This is a genomic window from Dyella sp. C11 (assembly GCF_003121485.1).
Lineage (GTDB): Bacteria > Pseudomonadota > Gammaproteobacteria > Xanthomonadales > Rhodanobacteraceae > Dyella.
This window is the reverse complement of the sequence record NZ_QAVX01000011.1, coordinates 96,492-111,924: the sequence shown is the minus strand read 5'-3', so window position 1 is coordinate 111,924 and position 15,433 is coordinate 96,492. Positions and strand designations below refer to the sequence as shown.

Annotated in this window: 12 protein-coding genes and 3 tRNA genes; 13 read left to right on the top strand and 2 right to left on the bottom strand. The window is 62.6% G+C overall.

Annotation, left to right across the window (positions count from 1 at the left end; all coding sequences use genetic code 11):
- Window positions 1-50 precede the first annotated feature (50 nt).
- The 10 genes from DK366_RS12265 to DK366_RS12220 all read left to right on the top strand — a co-directional run bounded on the left by DK366_RS12265 (window position 51) and on the right by DK366_RS12220 (window position 11,221).
- Window positions 51-1,994 (top strand): formylglycine-generating enzyme family protein, encoded by a 1,944-nt coding sequence (locus tag DK366_RS12265; RefSeq protein WP_109125829.1) that lies wholly within the window; start codon window positions 51-53, stop codon window positions 1,992-1,994.
- Window positions 1,995-2,222: 228 nt separating this feature from the next.
- Window positions 2,223-2,307: transfer RNA gene (locus DK366_RS12260), tRNA-Leu, on the top strand.
- An 85-nt stretch (window positions 2,308-2,392) separates the two neighbouring features.
- Window positions 2,393-3,685, top strand: a complete 1,293-nt coding sequence (gene tig, locus DK366_RS12255) for a trigger factor (protein ID WP_109125828.1) — start codon at window positions 2,393-2,395, stop codon at window positions 3,683-3,685.
- A 37-nt stretch (window positions 3,686-3,722) separates the two neighbouring features.
- A complete protein-coding gene (gene clpP, locus DK366_RS12250) occupies window positions 3,723-4,352 on the top strand; it encodes an ATP-dependent Clp endopeptidase proteolytic subunit ClpP (protein WP_109125827.1) in 630 nt (209 codons plus the stop codon).
- A gap of 106 nt (window positions 4,353-4,458) precedes the next feature.
- Window positions 4,459-5,754: an ATP-dependent Clp protease ATP-binding subunit ClpX gene (clpX, locus tag DK366_RS12245; RefSeq protein WP_109125826.1), complete on the top strand. Its 1,296-nt coding sequence runs from the start codon at window positions 4,459-4,461 to the stop codon at window positions 5,752-5,754.
- Window positions 5,755-5,928: 174 nt separating this feature from the next.
- On the top strand, window positions 5,929-8,448 hold the full coding sequence (gene lon / locus DK366_RS12240; protein ID WP_109125825.1) for an endopeptidase La: 2,520 nt from the start codon (window positions 5,929-5,931) through the stop codon (window positions 8,446-8,448).
- Window positions 8,449-8,773: 325 nt separating this feature from the next.
- On the top strand, window positions 8,774-9,046 hold the full coding sequence (locus DK366_RS12235; protein ID WP_102302650.1) for an HU family DNA-binding protein: 273 nt from the start codon (window positions 8,774-8,776) through the stop codon (window positions 9,044-9,046).
- Between the two features lie 20 nt (window positions 9,047-9,066).
- Window positions 9,067-9,141, top strand: a tRNA-Val gene (locus DK366_RS12230).
- Between the two features lie 9 nt (window positions 9,142-9,150).
- A tRNA-Asp gene (locus tag DK366_RS12225) sits at window positions 9,151-9,227 on the top strand.
- A gap of 89 nt (window positions 9,228-9,316) precedes the next feature.
- Entirely contained in the window at window positions 9,317-11,221 is a 1,905-nt protein-coding gene (locus DK366_RS12220) for a SurA N-terminal domain-containing protein (protein ID WP_109125824.1), read from the top strand.
- A gap of 104 nt (window positions 11,222-11,325) precedes the next feature.
- On the opposite strand, the gene DK366_RS12215 is transcribed toward DK366_RS12220, so the two are convergent.
- On the bottom strand, window positions 11,326-12,570 hold the full coding sequence (locus DK366_RS12215; RefSeq protein WP_343125624.1) for a LysM peptidoglycan-binding domain-containing protein: 1,245 nt from the start codon (window positions 12,568-12,570) through the stop codon (window positions 11,326-11,328).
- On the bottom strand, window positions 12,567-13,331 hold the full coding sequence (gene gloB, locus DK366_RS12210) for a hydroxyacylglutathione hydrolase (protein WP_109125823.1): 765 nt from the start codon (window positions 13,329-13,331) through the stop codon (window positions 12,567-12,569). Before gloB ends, DK366_RS12215 begins: the two co-directional genes overlap by 4 nt.
- A gap of 224 nt (window positions 13,332-13,555) precedes the next feature.
- Between gloB and DK366_RS12205 the strand changes: the two genes are divergently transcribed.
- Genes DK366_RS12205 through dnaQ form a run of 3 tightly spaced genes read left to right on the top strand, consistent with a single transcriptional unit; the run spans window position 13,556 to window position 15,430 of the window.
- The gene (locus DK366_RS12205; RefSeq protein WP_109125822.1) at window positions 13,556-14,239 is read left to right on the top strand and encodes a methyltransferase domain-containing protein; all 684 of its coding nucleotides are present in this window, start codon (window positions 13,556-13,558) and stop codon (window positions 14,237-14,239) included.
- A 28-nt stretch (window positions 14,240-14,267) separates the two neighbouring features.
- Window positions 14,268-14,711, top strand: a complete 444-nt coding sequence (rnhA, locus tag DK366_RS12200; RefSeq protein WP_109125821.1) for a ribonuclease HI — start codon at window positions 14,268-14,270, stop codon at window positions 14,709-14,711.
- The gene (gene dnaQ, locus DK366_RS12195) at window positions 14,708-15,430 is read left to right on the top strand and encodes a DNA polymerase III subunit epsilon (protein ID WP_109125820.1); all 723 of its coding nucleotides are present in this window, start codon (window positions 14,708-14,710) and stop codon (window positions 15,428-15,430) included. The genes rnhA and dnaQ overlap by 4 nt, the downstream gene beginning before the upstream one ends.
- Window positions 15,431-15,433 lie beyond the last annotated feature (3 nt).

Sequence of the window (15,433 nt, the reverse complement as noted above, 5' to 3'; positions counted from 1 at the left end):
CCTATGGTTTAGATCGCCCACCATAGCAGGCCGCCTCAGGGACGCCCAACATGCCGAGCAAGGAAACCGTACGACGACAGCGAGCCCTCGGCGGAGCCTTGGGTGTCGTCGTGTTGGCGCTGGCACTCGTCTACCACTTCTTTCCGCGCGTGTTCCATGTCGAGCCATCGGCGACGTCGTCACGCCGGGCCATGAACCTGGGGCCGGCGCAGGCCGTCGTGCCGGGCGCACCCGCGCGCCTGCCCGAGCCGTCGGAAGTGGATGCCGGGCCGCCCTTGACGCTTGCGCCCACCGATGTCGTGGTGGCCCGTTTGAGCAAGAAGAACACCAATCTTCCCGAACAGCTGAGCGCGGACACACCTGAAGTGGAGGCGCTGATCACGCGTGCCGACAAGGCATTGAAGGCAGGGCAGCTGGCAGGCGACCAGAACAGCGCGGCGTCGCTGTACGAGCAGGCGTTGAAGTTGAAGCCCGACAGCCGTCGCGCGGCACAGGGTTTGTTCGAGGTCCGTGTGCGGTTGGTGGCGGAAATCAACCAGGACGTTGCCGTGGGTGACGCCGATTCCGCAGGCGAGTTGCTCGACGCGCTCAAGGCCATTCCCGACGCCGGCGACGACGTCAATCAGCTGCAAATCAAAATGAAGACGCTGGCCCAGGTGCGCCCGTTGCTCGCCAAGGCCGCGGCGCTGTTGCAGCAGGGCAACGCCGACCAGCCGGCCGGCAACAACGCGCTGGAACTTTATCGCCAGGTGCAGCAGCTGGACCCGGACAATGCCGTTGCGGCCCAGGGCACGTTGCAGGTGCAACGTGCCGTGCTTGATCGCGCGCTGGCCGCGGTCGCGCAGAATGACTTCAAGGCCGCCGATCAGGCCCTGGCCGAAGCCGCGCAGGTGGCGCCCGACTCGCCGGCGCTTCGCGACGTGCACACCCGTGTCGACAGCATGCGGCAGGCGCGTTCCACCGGCCTCCTGGCGCAGGCGCGCTCGGCGTTGGATGCCGGCAATCTTCCGATGGCACAGCAGCTGGCGGAGCAGGCCAAGGTGATCACGCCGGACCTGGCGGGTCTCAATGACTTCAGTGAGCGCCTCGTCAATGCGCGCCTCTATGCGAACTACAAGCCGGGGCAGGTCTTCACGGATCGATTCGCGGACATTCCGGGACAGACACCCTCGATGGTCGTCATTCCCACGGGCACGTTCCAGATGGGCGCGCCTGACGGCGAGGCGGGGCGTGAAGACGCCGAAACGCCGCAGCACGAGGTAACCATCGGCAAGGGTTTCGCGCTCTCGCGCACCGCCATCACCGTGGCGCAGTTCCGCGAATTCGTCCGCGCCAGTGGCTATCAGCCCGACTCGGTCAAGATGGGCGGCGCCAGCGTGTACGACGAGGCCACGGGCGCCATGCGCGACGACACCAGCGCAAGCTGGCAGGACGACTACGCCGGCAAGAATGCGGATGGCCGGCTCCCTGTCGTCAACGTGTCCTGGGCCGACGCCAAGGCTTACGTGGACTGGCTCAGCCAGCGCACCGGCAAGACGTATCGCCTGCCGAGCGAGGCGGAATTCGAATACGCGCTGCGCGGTGGCACCACGACACGTTACTGGTGGGGTGATGGCACGCCGGCGAGCAAGGTGGAGAATCTCACCGGTGCTGGAGATCGCTCGCCGAGCGGTCGTCGATGGAGCAATGCGTTCCAGGGCTACCGCGACGGTTACTGGGGGCCGGCCCCGGCCGGGAATTTCGCGCCGAATGCGTTCGGGTTGTATGACATCGACGGCAACGTATCGGAGTGGGTGCAGGACTGCTGGCACGACAGCTACCTTCGCGCGCCCCGCGATGGTTCGGCCTGGGTCAACCCGGGTTGCGGGTCTCGGGTGGTCCGTGGCGGTTCGTGGGGCAGCTCACCGGAACAGGTACGTTCGGCCTACCGCCAGGGTGTGGATGCCAGCGTACGCAGTGGTCGCGTGGGCTTTCGCGTTTTGCGCGAGCTGTAGTGGTTTCCTGACAGGTCGCAAATATGTCGAGACGCTTCGGTTTGCCCTGTTGTGACCCGCTTGTGCTGCGGCCGTCACGAACCGTAAAATGTCCTGCTTTCGTGTAAGGGAATCATCGACTTAGGGCGGTGTGCCCGGAAGCTTGCGGGGCGGGGTTCAAGGTTTTTTGACCTAGTGATTCCGTTGGAAATCCGTGGCTTACGGACACTTCCTCTTGGTTGTTCTGATGCGAAAGTGGCGGAATTGGTAGACGCACTGGATTTAGGTTCCAGCGGGTAACCCCGTGAGGGTTCGAGTCCCTCCTTTCGCACCATCCCTTGGGTTTTCTTTATTTGCAGGCGGCCCCGAGCCGCCAGGCGCCTTTGACGGGCGCCCTTACCGGTACACCAGGAGACGTCATGCAGGTTTCGGTTGAAAACGTCGGCAAGCTCGAGCGCAAGCTCACGGTGAAGTTTCCCGCAGAGCGCTTCGAATCGCAGGTGAGCGCCCGCATCGCCGAAATGGGTCGCACCGTGCGCCTCAAGGGCTTCCGTCCGGGCAAGGTGCCGACCGCGGTGATCCAGCAGCGCTTCGGCGACCAGGTTCGCGGCGAAGTGTTGTCCGACCTCATCGGCAGCACGCTGCGCGAAGCCGTCAACCAGGAAAACCTTCGTCCGATCGCCAACCCGGCCATCGATACCACCGGTCGTCCGGAAAACGGCGAGATCGCCTACACCGCGACCTTCGAAGTGATGCCGGAATTCCCGGAAATCGACGTTGCCAAGATCGAAGTCAGCCGCCCGGTTGCGGAAGTCACCGACGCCGACATCGAAAAGATGATCGAGACCCTGCGCCTGCAGCGTCGCAGCTTCGACCCGGTTGAGCGTGCCTCGACCGAGGGCGATTTCGTGATGTTCGAATACTCGGCACAGGCCGGCGACTACCGCTTCCCGACCGAAGGTCTGGAGCGCGCTGGCAGCGTGCTGGGTTCGGGCACCCTGTTCAAGGCGCTGGACGAAGTGCTGACCGGCCGCAAGGCTGACGAAGAATTCGACGCCGACGTCGAGTTCCCGGCCGATTTCCGCAACGAAGGCCTGGCTGGCAAGACGGCCCAGTGCCACTTCAAGATCATCAAGGTGCAGGAACCGAAGCTGCCGGAAGTCGATGCCGACTTCGCCCAGCTGTTCGGTATCACCGACGGTGACCTGGAGAAGTTCCGCAAGGAAGTGCGCGCCAACCTCGAGCGTGAACTGAAGGCGACGCTGATGGCCCGCCTGAAGTCCGAAGTGGCCGAGAAGCTGGCCGATGCGCACCCGGATATCGACGTGCCGAACGTGATGGTGCAGTCCGAGGCCCATGCGCTGGCCCAGAACAGCATCCCGCGTGGCCAGCAGGTGCCGCCGCAGCTGATCGAGGCCGCCACGCCGGTGGCCCGCAAGCGCGTCATCGCCGGTCTGCTGATGGGTGAGATTGCCCGCAAGCAGGAGCTGGTCATCGACCGCAGCCGCGTGGCCGAGCAGCTGGCTGCCATCGCCTCGACCTACGAGGAGCCGGAGAAGGTTGTTGAACTTTACAACCGCGACCCCCAATTGATGTCCGGGCTGCAGAATCGCGTCATGGAAGATCAGGTGGCAGAGTGGGTTGCCGATCACGCGGCGACCACCGTGCAGAACCTGGGCTTCGACGAGGTGATGCGCCCGGTCAACGCCTGAGGCATTCTTCAGGCGAATCAACCGGAGAGCGACAAGCATGGCTATGGACCCGATCCAAAACCTCAACCTGGTACCGATGGTCGTCGAGCAGACCGCTCGCGGCGAACGTTCGTACGACATCTATTCGCGCCTCCTCAAGGAGCGCGTGATCTTCCTCGTCGGCGAAGTGAACGATCAGGTGGCTAACCTGCTGGTCGCGCAGATGCTTTTCCTTGAGTCGGAAAACCCGGACAAGGACATCCATCTTTACATCAACAGCCCGGGCGGTGCCGTCACCGCCGGGTTGGCGATCTACGACACCATGCAGTTCATCAAGCCCGATGTCAGCACCATGTGCATCGGCCAGGCCTGCAGCGCCGCGTCGCTGCTGCTCATGGCCGGCGCCAAGGGCAAGCGTTACTCGCTGCCGAACTCGCGCGTGATGATTCACCAGCCGTCGGGCGGTGCCCGCGGCCAGGCGACCGACATCGAGATCCAGGCCCAGGAAATCCTGTACCTGCGCCGCCGCCTGAACGATATCTACGTTCAGCATACGGGTCAGCCGCTGGACAAGATCGAGCGGGACATGGAGCGCGACCGCTTCATGAGCGCCGAGGCCGCCCAGGAATACGGCCTGATCGACCAGGTGCTCGACCGTCGTGCCGTCGAATCGGTGAAATCCGCCTGATTTCAGGCACCTGGTATCAGGTTTGCAGGCTGTTCCGCGTCTCGCTGCAGACGCGGAACGCTGTGCTATTCTCAAACCGCAATCGATTCAAGAGCAGGATCCAGGCATGAGCGACGACCGTCAGGGCCGTTCAAACGACAGCGGCAAGATTCTCTACTGCTCCTTCTGCGGCAAGAGCCAGCATGAAGTGCGCAAGCTGATCGCGGGTCCCTCCGTGTTCATCTGCGATGAGTGCGTAGAGCTGTGCAACGACATCATCCGCGAAGAGCTTGAGGAAAAGGCCGCCTCCGGGCGCAGCCAGCTGCCCAAGCCCCGCGAAATCATGGAAACCCTTGACCAGTACGTGGTCGGTCAGACGCGCGCCAAGAAGGCGCTCGCCGTGGCCGTGTACAACCACTACAAGCGCATGGAGTCGCGTCAGAAGAGCGACGAAGTCGAACTGGGCAAGTCCAACATCCTCCTGATCGGCCCGACCGGCTCGGGCAAGACGCTGCTGGCCGAAACGCTGGCGCGCCTGCTCAACGTGCCGTTCACCATCGCCGACGCCACCACGCTGACCGAAGCGGGCTACGTGGGCGAGGATGTGGAAAACATCATTCAGAAGCTGCTGCAGAAGTGCGACTACGACGTCGACAAGGCGCAGTCGGGCATCGTCTACATCGACGAAATCGACAAGATTTCGCGCAAGAGCGAAAACCCGTCGATCACGCGCGACGTGTCCGGCGAAGGCGTGCAGCAGGCGCTGCTGAAGCTCATCGAAGGCACGCTGGCCTCGGTGCCGCCGCAGGGCGGTCGCAAGCATCCGCAGCAGGAATTCCTGCAGGTGGACACCAAGAACATCCTCTTCATCTGTGGCGGTGCATTCGCCGGCCTGGAGAAGGTGATCCAGCAGCGCTCCGAAACCGTGGGCATCGGCTTCTCGGCCGAAGTGCGCAGCAAGGAACGCAAGGAAAACCTCGGCAAGCTGCTCGCCGATGTGGAACCGTCGGATCTGGTGCGTTACGGCCTGATTCCCGAGTTCGTTGGCCGTTTGCCAGTGGTTGCCACGCTGGATGAACTCGACGAGCCCGCGCTGGTGAAGATCCTCACCGAGCCGAAGAATGCCGTCACCAAGCAGTTCAAGAAACTGTTCGAAATGGAAGGCGTGGAGTTGGAGTTCCGACCGGAAGCCCTCCAGGCGATTGCCCGCAAGGCGCTGAAGCGCAAGACGGGTGCTCGTGGTCTGCGCACCATTCTCGAACAGGTGCTGTTGGATACCATGTACGAACTGCCGTCGCTTGAGCACGTCAGCAAGGTCGTGGTCGATGATGCCGTCATCGAAGGTCAGGCTGAGCCCTACCTGATCTATCGCGGCAACCTCAAGCAGCCGCGCGCAGCGGGTGAGGGCGGCGACGCCGCCTGATCATTTTAAGCGCGAAACGTAACGTGAATGGCCCCGGCAGAAATGCCGGGGCCATTTTGTTTGCGTGGCGGCTCATGCACTTGTGTGCAAGGGCGTTCGCCACCACTTGACGTACAGATGCACCCGGCGCAGTGTCGGTGCAAAGACGTATTTCATCACGAGAGATTCTCTTCGATGGCAAAGACCGCCCCCAACCCTCAGGTCGCCGGAGCCACGCTGGATGCACTGCCAGTGTTGCCGCTGCGCGACGTGGTGGTTTATCCCCATATGGTCATTCCGCTGTTCGTCGGACGCGACAAGTCCATGCGCGCGCTGGAGCGTGCCATGGAGGGCGAGCGCCAGATTCTGCTGGTCGCACAGAAAAGCCCGGACATCGACGATCCGAAGATCAGCGATCTTCATGACATCGGCACGCTTGCTGGCGTGCTGCAATTGTTGAAGCTGCCTGACGGCACCGTGAAGGTGCTGGTGGAAGGGCAGTCGCGCGTACAGATCGAGAACTACGACGAAGACGGCGGCATGCTGACGGCCACGTCGCGCGTCATCGAGCCCGTGTACAGCAACAAGGAGCGTGAGCTCGACGTCGTGTCGCGCACGCTTGTGTCGCTGTTCGAGCAGCTGGTGAAGCAAAGCCGCAAGCTGCCGCCGGAAGTCCTGGCCACCTTGTCAGGCATCGACGACCCCTCTCGCGTGGCGGATTCGATTGCGGCACATCTTTCGGTGCGCATGGCGGACAAGCAGAAAGTGCTTGAAACCTCGGACGTCGGGCAGCGCCTTGAGCTGCTCATCGGCCTGGTCGATGGCGAGATGGATCTGCAGCAGGTGGAGAAGCGCATCCGCGGCCGCGTGAAGTCGCAGATGGAGAAGAGCCAGCGCGAGTACTACCTCAACGAACAGATGAAGGCCATCCAGAAGGAGCTCGGTGAGAGCGAGGATGGCCCGAACGAAATCGAAGAGCTGCAGAAGAAAATCGAAAACGCCGGCATGCCCAAGCCGGTGCTGGCGAAGGCTCGCCAGGAGTTCGGCAAGCTGCGGCAGATGTCGCCCATGTCGGCCGAAGCCACCGTGGTGCGCAACTATCTCGATTGGCTTGTGGGCGTGCCCTGGAAGAAGAAGAGCAAGGTCCGCAAGGACCTCCAGCTTGCACAGGAAGTACTCGACGCCGATCACTTTGGCTTGGAGAAGGTCAAGGAGCGCATCCTTGAATACCTCGCCGTGCAGCAGCGTGTGAACACGATGCGCGGCCCGATCCTGTGCCTCGTGGGTCCGCCGGGCGTGGGCAAGACCTCGCTGGGCCAGTCCATTGCCAAGGCGACGAACCGCAAGTTCGTCCGCATGAGCCTGGGCGGCGTGCGTGACGAAGCCGAGATCCGCGGCCATCGCCGTACCTACATCGGTTCGATGCCGGGTCGCATCGTGCAAAACCTCAACAAGGTGGGCACGAAGAACCCGCTGTTCGTCCTCGACGAAATCGACAAGATGTCGATGGACTTCCGTGGCGACCCGTCATCGGCACTGCTCGAAGTGCTCGATCCCGAGCAGAACCACACGTTCAACGATCACTACCTCGAAGTCGATCTCGACCTGTCCGAGGTGATGTGGATCGCCACCGCGAACTCGCTGAATATCCCGGGTCCGCTGCTGGATCGCATGGAAGTCATCCGCATTCCGGGTTACACCGAGGATGAGAAGCTTGGCATTGCCCAGCGTTACCTGTTGCCCAAGCAGCTGAAGGCCAATGGCCTCAAGCCCGAGGAGCTCAGCGTTGACGAGGAGGCGGTGCGGGATATCGTGCGTTACTACACGCGCGAATCGGGCGTTCGCAACCTTGAGCGTGAGATCTCCAAGATCTGCCGCAAGGTGGTGAAGGAGCTTGCGCTGGGCGAGGTCAAGAAGGCCGCCAAGGCGGCGTCGAAGAAGTCGGTTGCGGCCGTAAAGACGTCCAAAACGAAGAGCGCCGCTCCGGGTCGCGTCAAGGTGAATTCGGAGAACCTGGAGCACTACCTGGGTGTGCGTCGCTTCGATTTCGGTCGCAAGGAATTGCAGAACGAAGTCGGCCTGGTCACCGGCCTGGCCTGGACCCAGGTGGGCGGCGATCTGCTCAGCATCGAAGCGTCCATTGTCCCCGGCAAGGGACGGTTGGTGCACACCGGCCAGCTGGGCGACGTGATGAAGGAATCGATCCAGGCGGCGTTGTCGGTGGTGCGTGCTCGCGCCGAACGCCTGGGAATCGAGGCGGACTTCCACGAGAAGTACGACATCCATATCCACGTGCCGGAAGGCGCGACGCCGAAGGATGGTCCGAGCGCGGGTATTGCCATGTGCACGGCGCTGGTCTCTGCGCTTACCAAGGTACCAGTGCGCTCCGAGGTCGCGATGACGGGTGAGATCACCTTGCGCGGCCGCGTGCTGCCCATCGGTGGTCTCAAGGAGAAGCTGCTGGCAGCCCATCGCGGCGGCATCACCACCGTGATCATTCCGGACGAAAACAAGAAGGACCTGGCGGACATTCCGGACAACATCACCGCGTCGCTGGATATCCATCCGGTGCGCTGGATCGATGAGGTGCTGGACATTGCGCTGGAGCGCGCACTGCAGCCGCGTCAGGCTGGCGACGGAGACAAGCCCAAGGCGGATGCCCCGCGCGAGGAGTCGCAGGACGAATCCAAGGAGTCGTACACGCGGCCTCACTGACCCGTGACAGGCGTCACCGAAAACGGGCGGGCAACCGCCCGTTTTCGTGTCTGGATCACACTAAAAAATGTCATGGCTGCATAGCGTTTCAGCACACACTTTGCAAGCGTTTACGAAGCATGCTGAACCGCGCGAACCCTTGGTATTGCTTGTCATTGCGGACTCTTGGTGGCCGCTGGTATAAAGGCGACACCGCAGCCTGACGCCAAGCAAGGTGCGCAGTGATGCGGGGTTGCTTGGTGATGTCCCGTGCTAGTCACAAGGTGACGTCGCCTGGTCCCAGAATGACCACGCGGGCTGCATAACCGTTTAAGGGAGTGTCTCAATGAATAAAACCGATCTGATCAATGCCATTGCCGAGAAGGCCGAACTCACCAAGGCTGACGCCGGCCGTGCTCTCGAAGCTTTCTTCGAGACCGTGCAGAAGGCGCTGAAGAAGGGTGAGGACGTGTCGGTGGTCGGCTTTGGTACGTTCACCGTGCGCAAGCGCGCTGCCCGCACCGGCCGCAATCCGCGCACCAACGAGACGATCAAGATCAAGGCCTCGAAGGTTCCGGCATTCAAGGCTGGCAAGACCCTGAAGGATGCCCTAAACTAAGCGGCTACTTGCTTGGTTTCGGGTGCTTAGCTCAGCGGTAGAGCGTCGCCCTTACAAGGCGAGGGTCGTAGGTTCGATCCCTACAGCACCCACCAGAAATACGTGGAGCGGTAGTTCAGTCGGTTAGAATGCTGGCCTGTCACGCCGGAGGTCGCGGGTTCGAGTCCCGTCCGCTCCGCCACAGTTCGCAAGGGCGCCCGTGTGGCGCCCTTGCCATTTGAGTACCCCGCACTTTGGTGCACCGAACAACGAGAGCCCGGGAACACTTCCATGCTGCAGGCACTGCGTACCAAGCTTCACGGATGGCCGTCCATCGTCATTCTGGGCATTTGCGTCTTCGCTATCTCGTTTTTCGGCATCGAGTCGTATTTCGCCTCGCACACCGAAACGTATGTCGCGATGGTTGGCAAGCACGAAATCAGCCAGCGCGATTTTCAGGACCGCATGAACGAGGCACGCCGTGACGCCATGGCGCGCATGGGCGAGCAGTTCGATGCCGCCGAGTTCGAAAAGCCTGAAACCAAGCGCCAGATTCTCGACCAGCTGGTCAACGAGCAGCTGCTGCGCCAGGCAAACGACGATCTTGGCCTCAAGGTTTCCAGCACCGAGCTGCGCGACCGCATTGCGAGCCAGCAGGCTTTCCAGGTCAACGGCCAGTTCGATCCGGCCACGTACCGCGCCATCCTGGCCGCGCAGAACATGACGCCCGCGACGTTCGAGAGCAGCCAGCGCGCCTCGCTTGAGCCGGGCTTGCTGCCGCGCGCGATCATCGCGAGCTCGGTGATTACCGATGCCGACATGGACCGCTACCTGGGCCTGCTGTACCAGCGTCGCGACCTTCGCTGGTTCGCCGTGCCGCGACCGACGCTGACCGATACCGAAGTGACGGACGCGCAGCTCGATGCCTACTACAAGGAGCATCAGGCGGACTTCATGAACCCGGAGCAGGTGTCGCTCAAGTACATCGAAGTCAATGGCGCCGATCTGAAGATCGATGCACAGCCGAGCGAAGACGAGCTCAAGAAGCGCTACGAAGATCAGAAGCAGCGTTTCGTGCAGCCCGAACAGCGCCTGGTGTCCCATATCCTGGTGAACGTGCCCAAGAACGCCACGCCGGATCAGCAGAAGGCTGCGCTGGCCAAGGCCGAAAAAATTGCCGGTGAGGCAACCCCGGAGAATTTTGCCAAGCTCGCCGAGCAGGATTCGGACGACTTGGGCTCCAAGCGTTCGGGTGGTGACCTGGGTTGGCTGGAGAAGGGCGTGACCAACGCCGCTTTCGACTCGGCCCTGTTCTCGCTGCAGAAGGGCCAGGTTTCCAAGCCCGTGCTGTCAGACGAGGGTTATCACGTGCTGTGGCTGCGCGACGTGCGCAGCGGCGACGCCAAGCCGTTCGCTGAAGTGCGCGACCAGATCGCCAAGGATTACCTGTCGACCGAGCGCGATCGCCAGTACAACGAACTGGCCGGCAAGCTGACCGACCAGACCTACCAGAACCCCTCGACGCTCGACCAGGCTGCGCAGGCACTCAACCTGCCGATCAAGACGACGGCCCTGTTCGCTCGCAAGGGCGGTGAAGGTATTACTGCCGATCCCAAGACGGTGCAAGCTGCGTTCTCGGACGACGTACTCGTGCAGGGCAACAACTCCGGCCTGATCGACCTGGGCTCGGATCACGCCATCGTGGTGCGCGTGGACAAGCACGTGCCGGCGGCGGTGCGTCCGCTGGCCGAGGTTCGCGATCAGGTGCGCCAGAAGATCCTGGACGAGCGCATCGCCGCCGAAGAACAGAAGCGCGCCGATGCCTTGTTGGCCCGCCTGCAGAAGGGCGAGGACATGCAGGCTGTGGCTGCGTCCGCAGGCGGCACCGCACAAGTGGTGACCAATGCCGTTCGCATGCAGCAGGGCGTGGCGCCGGAAGTGCTGACTCAGGCCTTCCTGCTGCCGCATCCGGCGGCCGGCAAGCCGGAATTTGCCCGCGTGTCGCTGCAGGATGGCAACTACGCGCTGGTGGGCGTCGACAAGGTGCAGGATGGCGACCTGAGCAAGGTCACGCCGGACCAGCGGAACACGTTGCGTGATCAGATGGCGCAGGCGTACGGCATTCTTGCCACGCAGGGCTATCTCGATACGCTCAAGGCCAAGACTGAAATCAAGATTGCTGCCGACCGCATGTAAGCGCGATCGAACAGAATGAAAAAAAGGCGGCCCGCAAGGCCGCCTTTTTTTGTTGCCAATCAGTTGAACGTCAAGAACAGTGAGTGGGATGGTCGCGCGAAGGGTCAGCCCGGCGCGCTGACTTTCAGGACCTGACCCGGCTTCACGCCTGGACCTGCCAGATGGTTCCACTGCTCCAACTGCTTGATGTCCACTGAGTAGCGCTTGGCGATGGACCAGAGGCTCTCACCCGACTTCACCGTGTGCGTGCGACGGCTCGCTTTCGAGTCGGCTGCATCGTCATCGTTGCTGGTTGCCGCGCTGAGCGCTGCGCTCAATGGTGGCAGTGTGGCGGTACCTGGCACGTTCTGAGCGCCGGTATTGCCTTCGGCGAGCAGCGAGCTTCGGAACTGCTGCGCCTTGCCACTCGGCAGCAAGACGTACGGTGATGCACTCGCATCGATCACACCATTGCGAGAGCCCGCATTGTTGTCCTTCAGCTCATCCGTCGACATGCCGGCATGACTGGCGGCGCTGGCCATGGGCATCGAGTTGTCGATGCTGACGGCGACCAGGCGTTGCTCGGATGGCAGCGTCGGCAGGCTGACGTTGAAACGATCCGGCTCACGGATGACGCACGCGATGGCAAGCAATTTGACCAGGTGTTCCCGCGTCACCGGTTTCACCGGCATCTTCGGAATCACCGGTTCGTCGGGCGGCGTGCCGTGTTGGCTCACCGTGCGCTTGATGCCGAACTCACCGGCGTTGAATGCGTAGTCGACCAGGCGCCAGTCACCCAGATCGTCGTGGTAACGGCTCAGCAACGTCATGATGGCGTCGGTGGCTGCGGGGACGTCCAGTCGGCCGTCGAAATTCTTGTCGACGCGAATGCCCATGGCGTTGGCCGTCGACGGCATGATCTGCCACATGCCGGCCGGCATGCCCTTGCCACCGGAGACAGGGCGATACTGGCTTTCCACCCAGGGTATGAGCGCGAATTCGCCCGCCACGTTGTGACGCGCGGCGATCTGCTGCACGTAGGCGAGCCTGGGGGCTGCCGCGGCGATCTGGTCTTCAAAGCGCTGCGGGTTGCTGGTGTAGCGGCGCGCCCACAGGGTGATGCCCGGGTCTGCGTCGCAATCGGCCATCGCAAAGCTGTTGCGCAGGTTCTGCCAGATGTTGCCGTCGTCCGCTGCGCTGACAGCGGCCGGTGTCGTCGTGGCATGGATGTTGGCGTGCGGCGCCTGCGCTTGTGGCGTGGGCGCAGACGCTGGCGGCTGTGCGGGTTTTTGGGCTGGGCCCGAAGCGCACGCAGCGAGAAAGACTGACGTGGCGAGGGGCAGGGGACGCAGGCGTCGTATCGTTTTCATCCGGCGAATACGTCCTTGTTGGCCCGCAGCGCGGCGAAGCGGGCGACGCGATCACCCGTGACGCCTCGCTCGCTCGCCCAGGCAACGACAGCGTCGCTGTCTACGCGCAGGAACGGATTTGTCGCCTGCTCGGTGGCCAATGGAACGGGAAGACTGGGGCGATCGTTTGCGCGCAGTTGCGCTACTTCGACCTGCCGTGCGGCAAGGGCTGCGTTGGCCGGTTCGACGGTGTGTGCAAAGCGTCCATTGGCCGCGGTGTATTCATGAGCACAGCACACCAGCGTATTGCCGGGTAGGGAGGACAACCGATCGAGCGATGCCAACATCTGCGCTGGCGTGCCTTCGAACAGTCGACCGCAGCCCATGCTGAAGAGCGTGTCGCCGCAAAGCAGTACGCCTTCACCGGCATACGCGATATGCGTGGTGGTATGGCCCGGCACGGCGATCACGTCGAAGCGCGAGGCGGGTATGTCCAGTTGAACAAGGTCGCCGTCGTCGACGCGATGCGTTGCGTGCGCGATGCGCTCGTCGTGCGGCGCATAGACGGGCACGCGGTGACGCGTAAGCAGTGCCTCGACACCGCCGACATGATCGTGATGGTGGTGTGTAAGCAGAATGGCGCACAACGTCAGATGACGTTGTTGAAGCGCGGCTTCGACCGGAGCGGCGTCGCCCGGGTCCACGACAATGGCGCGGCCATCATCGTCATGCAGCAACCAGATGTAATTATCGGCAAGCGCCGGTAACGGTACGACGTGCAAGGAGTCGTCCTCCAGGGTTTCGTATCGACTGACGCAGGCCCGTCCATGGCTTGCGCGAAGTGGCTGACTATAAAGCCCCTCTCCCGCTCACTCGTTAGTGAGACGTTAATCATCGGCGGGGAAGTTCAGACTTGCGGTGTCATCGGCGGTTGCACTGTCAACCAGGACACGTTGGCGCCGGCCGCAAGTAAACTGTGCCTATCGATACGACTGGCCGGCCCTCCATGTCTCAGCGTGATCAAGACATTTACAGCAGTGCCCCGTTGCGCAATCTGCTGGCGGACGAGACGGCGGTGTTGGCGCCCGGATTGCAGCGATGCAGCGGCAGTCGCGCCCTGATGGTCAGTGCGGCGGCTGGCGACACGCCGCCCGTGCTGCCCCTGCTGGGCAACTGGACGCGCCTCAGCGTGGCTACGCAACGCTACGAAGGCGACCTGCAGGCCAGGGTCGACGAATCGCTGCCGTTCCTGGACGAGGTTTTCGATCTGGTCCTGCTGCGCCATGCGCTCGAAGTTTCCGGTTCGCCGCAGGACATGCTGGAAGAATCCGCGCGCGTGCTCGCACCCGGTGGCGTGCTTGCGCTTACCGGGTTGCATCCCTTCAGTGCCTGGCTTCCCTGGATGATGTGGCGCACGCGTGGATCGGCTCCCACCATGCACTCGCCGATTCTGCTCGAGCGCTGGGTTCGCCGCAGCGAGCTCGATATCGAACGGATCGAGCGCGTGGGGCGAGCGTGGCCGGGTAGTCGCGTTGCGATGGACCATGCCCATCCTTTCGGTGGAGGCTACATGCTGATTGCGCGCAAGCGCCGTCGCGTCGCTACACCCATACGACTGAAACCCAAGACATTGCCTGCCACCGTGAACGTCGGTCTCGCACCTGGCGCGCGCCGTAATGCGGCGCCCTGATTTTTTTCTTACCTTATCGATGGTGACAATGACCGAAGTGGAAGCTTTTACCGACGGCGCCTGCCTGGGCAATCCCGGGCCGGGTGGATGGGCCGCACTGCTGCGCGCGAAGGGAACCGAGCGCATGGTCTCGGGTGGTGAGCCAGCCACCACCAATAATCGGATGGAACTGATGGCGGCCATCGGCGCGCTTGAGGCGTTGACGCGACCATGCAAGGTGGCGTTGACCACCGACTCGCGCTACGTCATGCAGGGCATCGAGGAATGGGTGCCCAAGTGGCGCGCCAATGGCTGGAAAACCGCGGACAAGAAGCCTGTGAAAAACCAGGATCTGTGGGAACGCCTGTCCACGGCGACACAGACCCATCAGGTGCGCTGGCAATGGGTGAAGGGCCACAACGGCCATGTGGAAAACGAGCGCGTGGATGTCGCCGCTCGTGAGCAGGCAGAGCATTACAGGAGCAACGCATGAGGCAAATCGTGCTGGATACCGAGACCACCGGTCTCGAAGTCCGTCAGGGTCATCGCCTGATTGAAATCGCTTGTGTGGAGATGATCGAGCGCCGTCCCACGGGGCGTTACTATCAGACCTACCTGAACCCCGATCGCGCCATCGACGAAGGCGCACGACAGGTCACGGGCATCGAGGACGAGTTCCTGCTCGACAAGCCGCGCTTCGCGGATGTGGTCGAGGAATTCCTTGCCTTCATCGGTGACTCCGAACTGATCATCCATAACGCAACGTTCGACGTCGGCTTCATCAACGGCGAACTTGCACGGCTGGGTGAATCGTTTGGCCGTCTGGAAGATCGCTGCAGCGTGCTTGATACGCTGATGATGGCGCGCGAGCGCTATCCCGGACAGCGCAACAGCCTGGACGCGCTGTGCAAGCGCCTGGGTGTGGACAATTCCGCGCGCGACCTGCACGGCGGCCTGATCGACGCGCAGCTGCTGGCGGATGTCTATCTGGCCATGACTTCAGGTCAGGTTGTGCTGGATCTGGGTTTCGAAGGAGCGCAGGAGCAAGGCGCGGCCGTGACGATGGCGCCCATCGTGCTCGATCGACGTCCTCGTGTGTTGCATGCGAGTGCCGATGAAACCGCCGCTCACGAAAAGCGGCTTGATTCGCTGGACAAGAGTGCCGGTGGTACGTCGGTCTGGCGCCGCGAAGAAGCGCCTGCCGTCCATTGATGC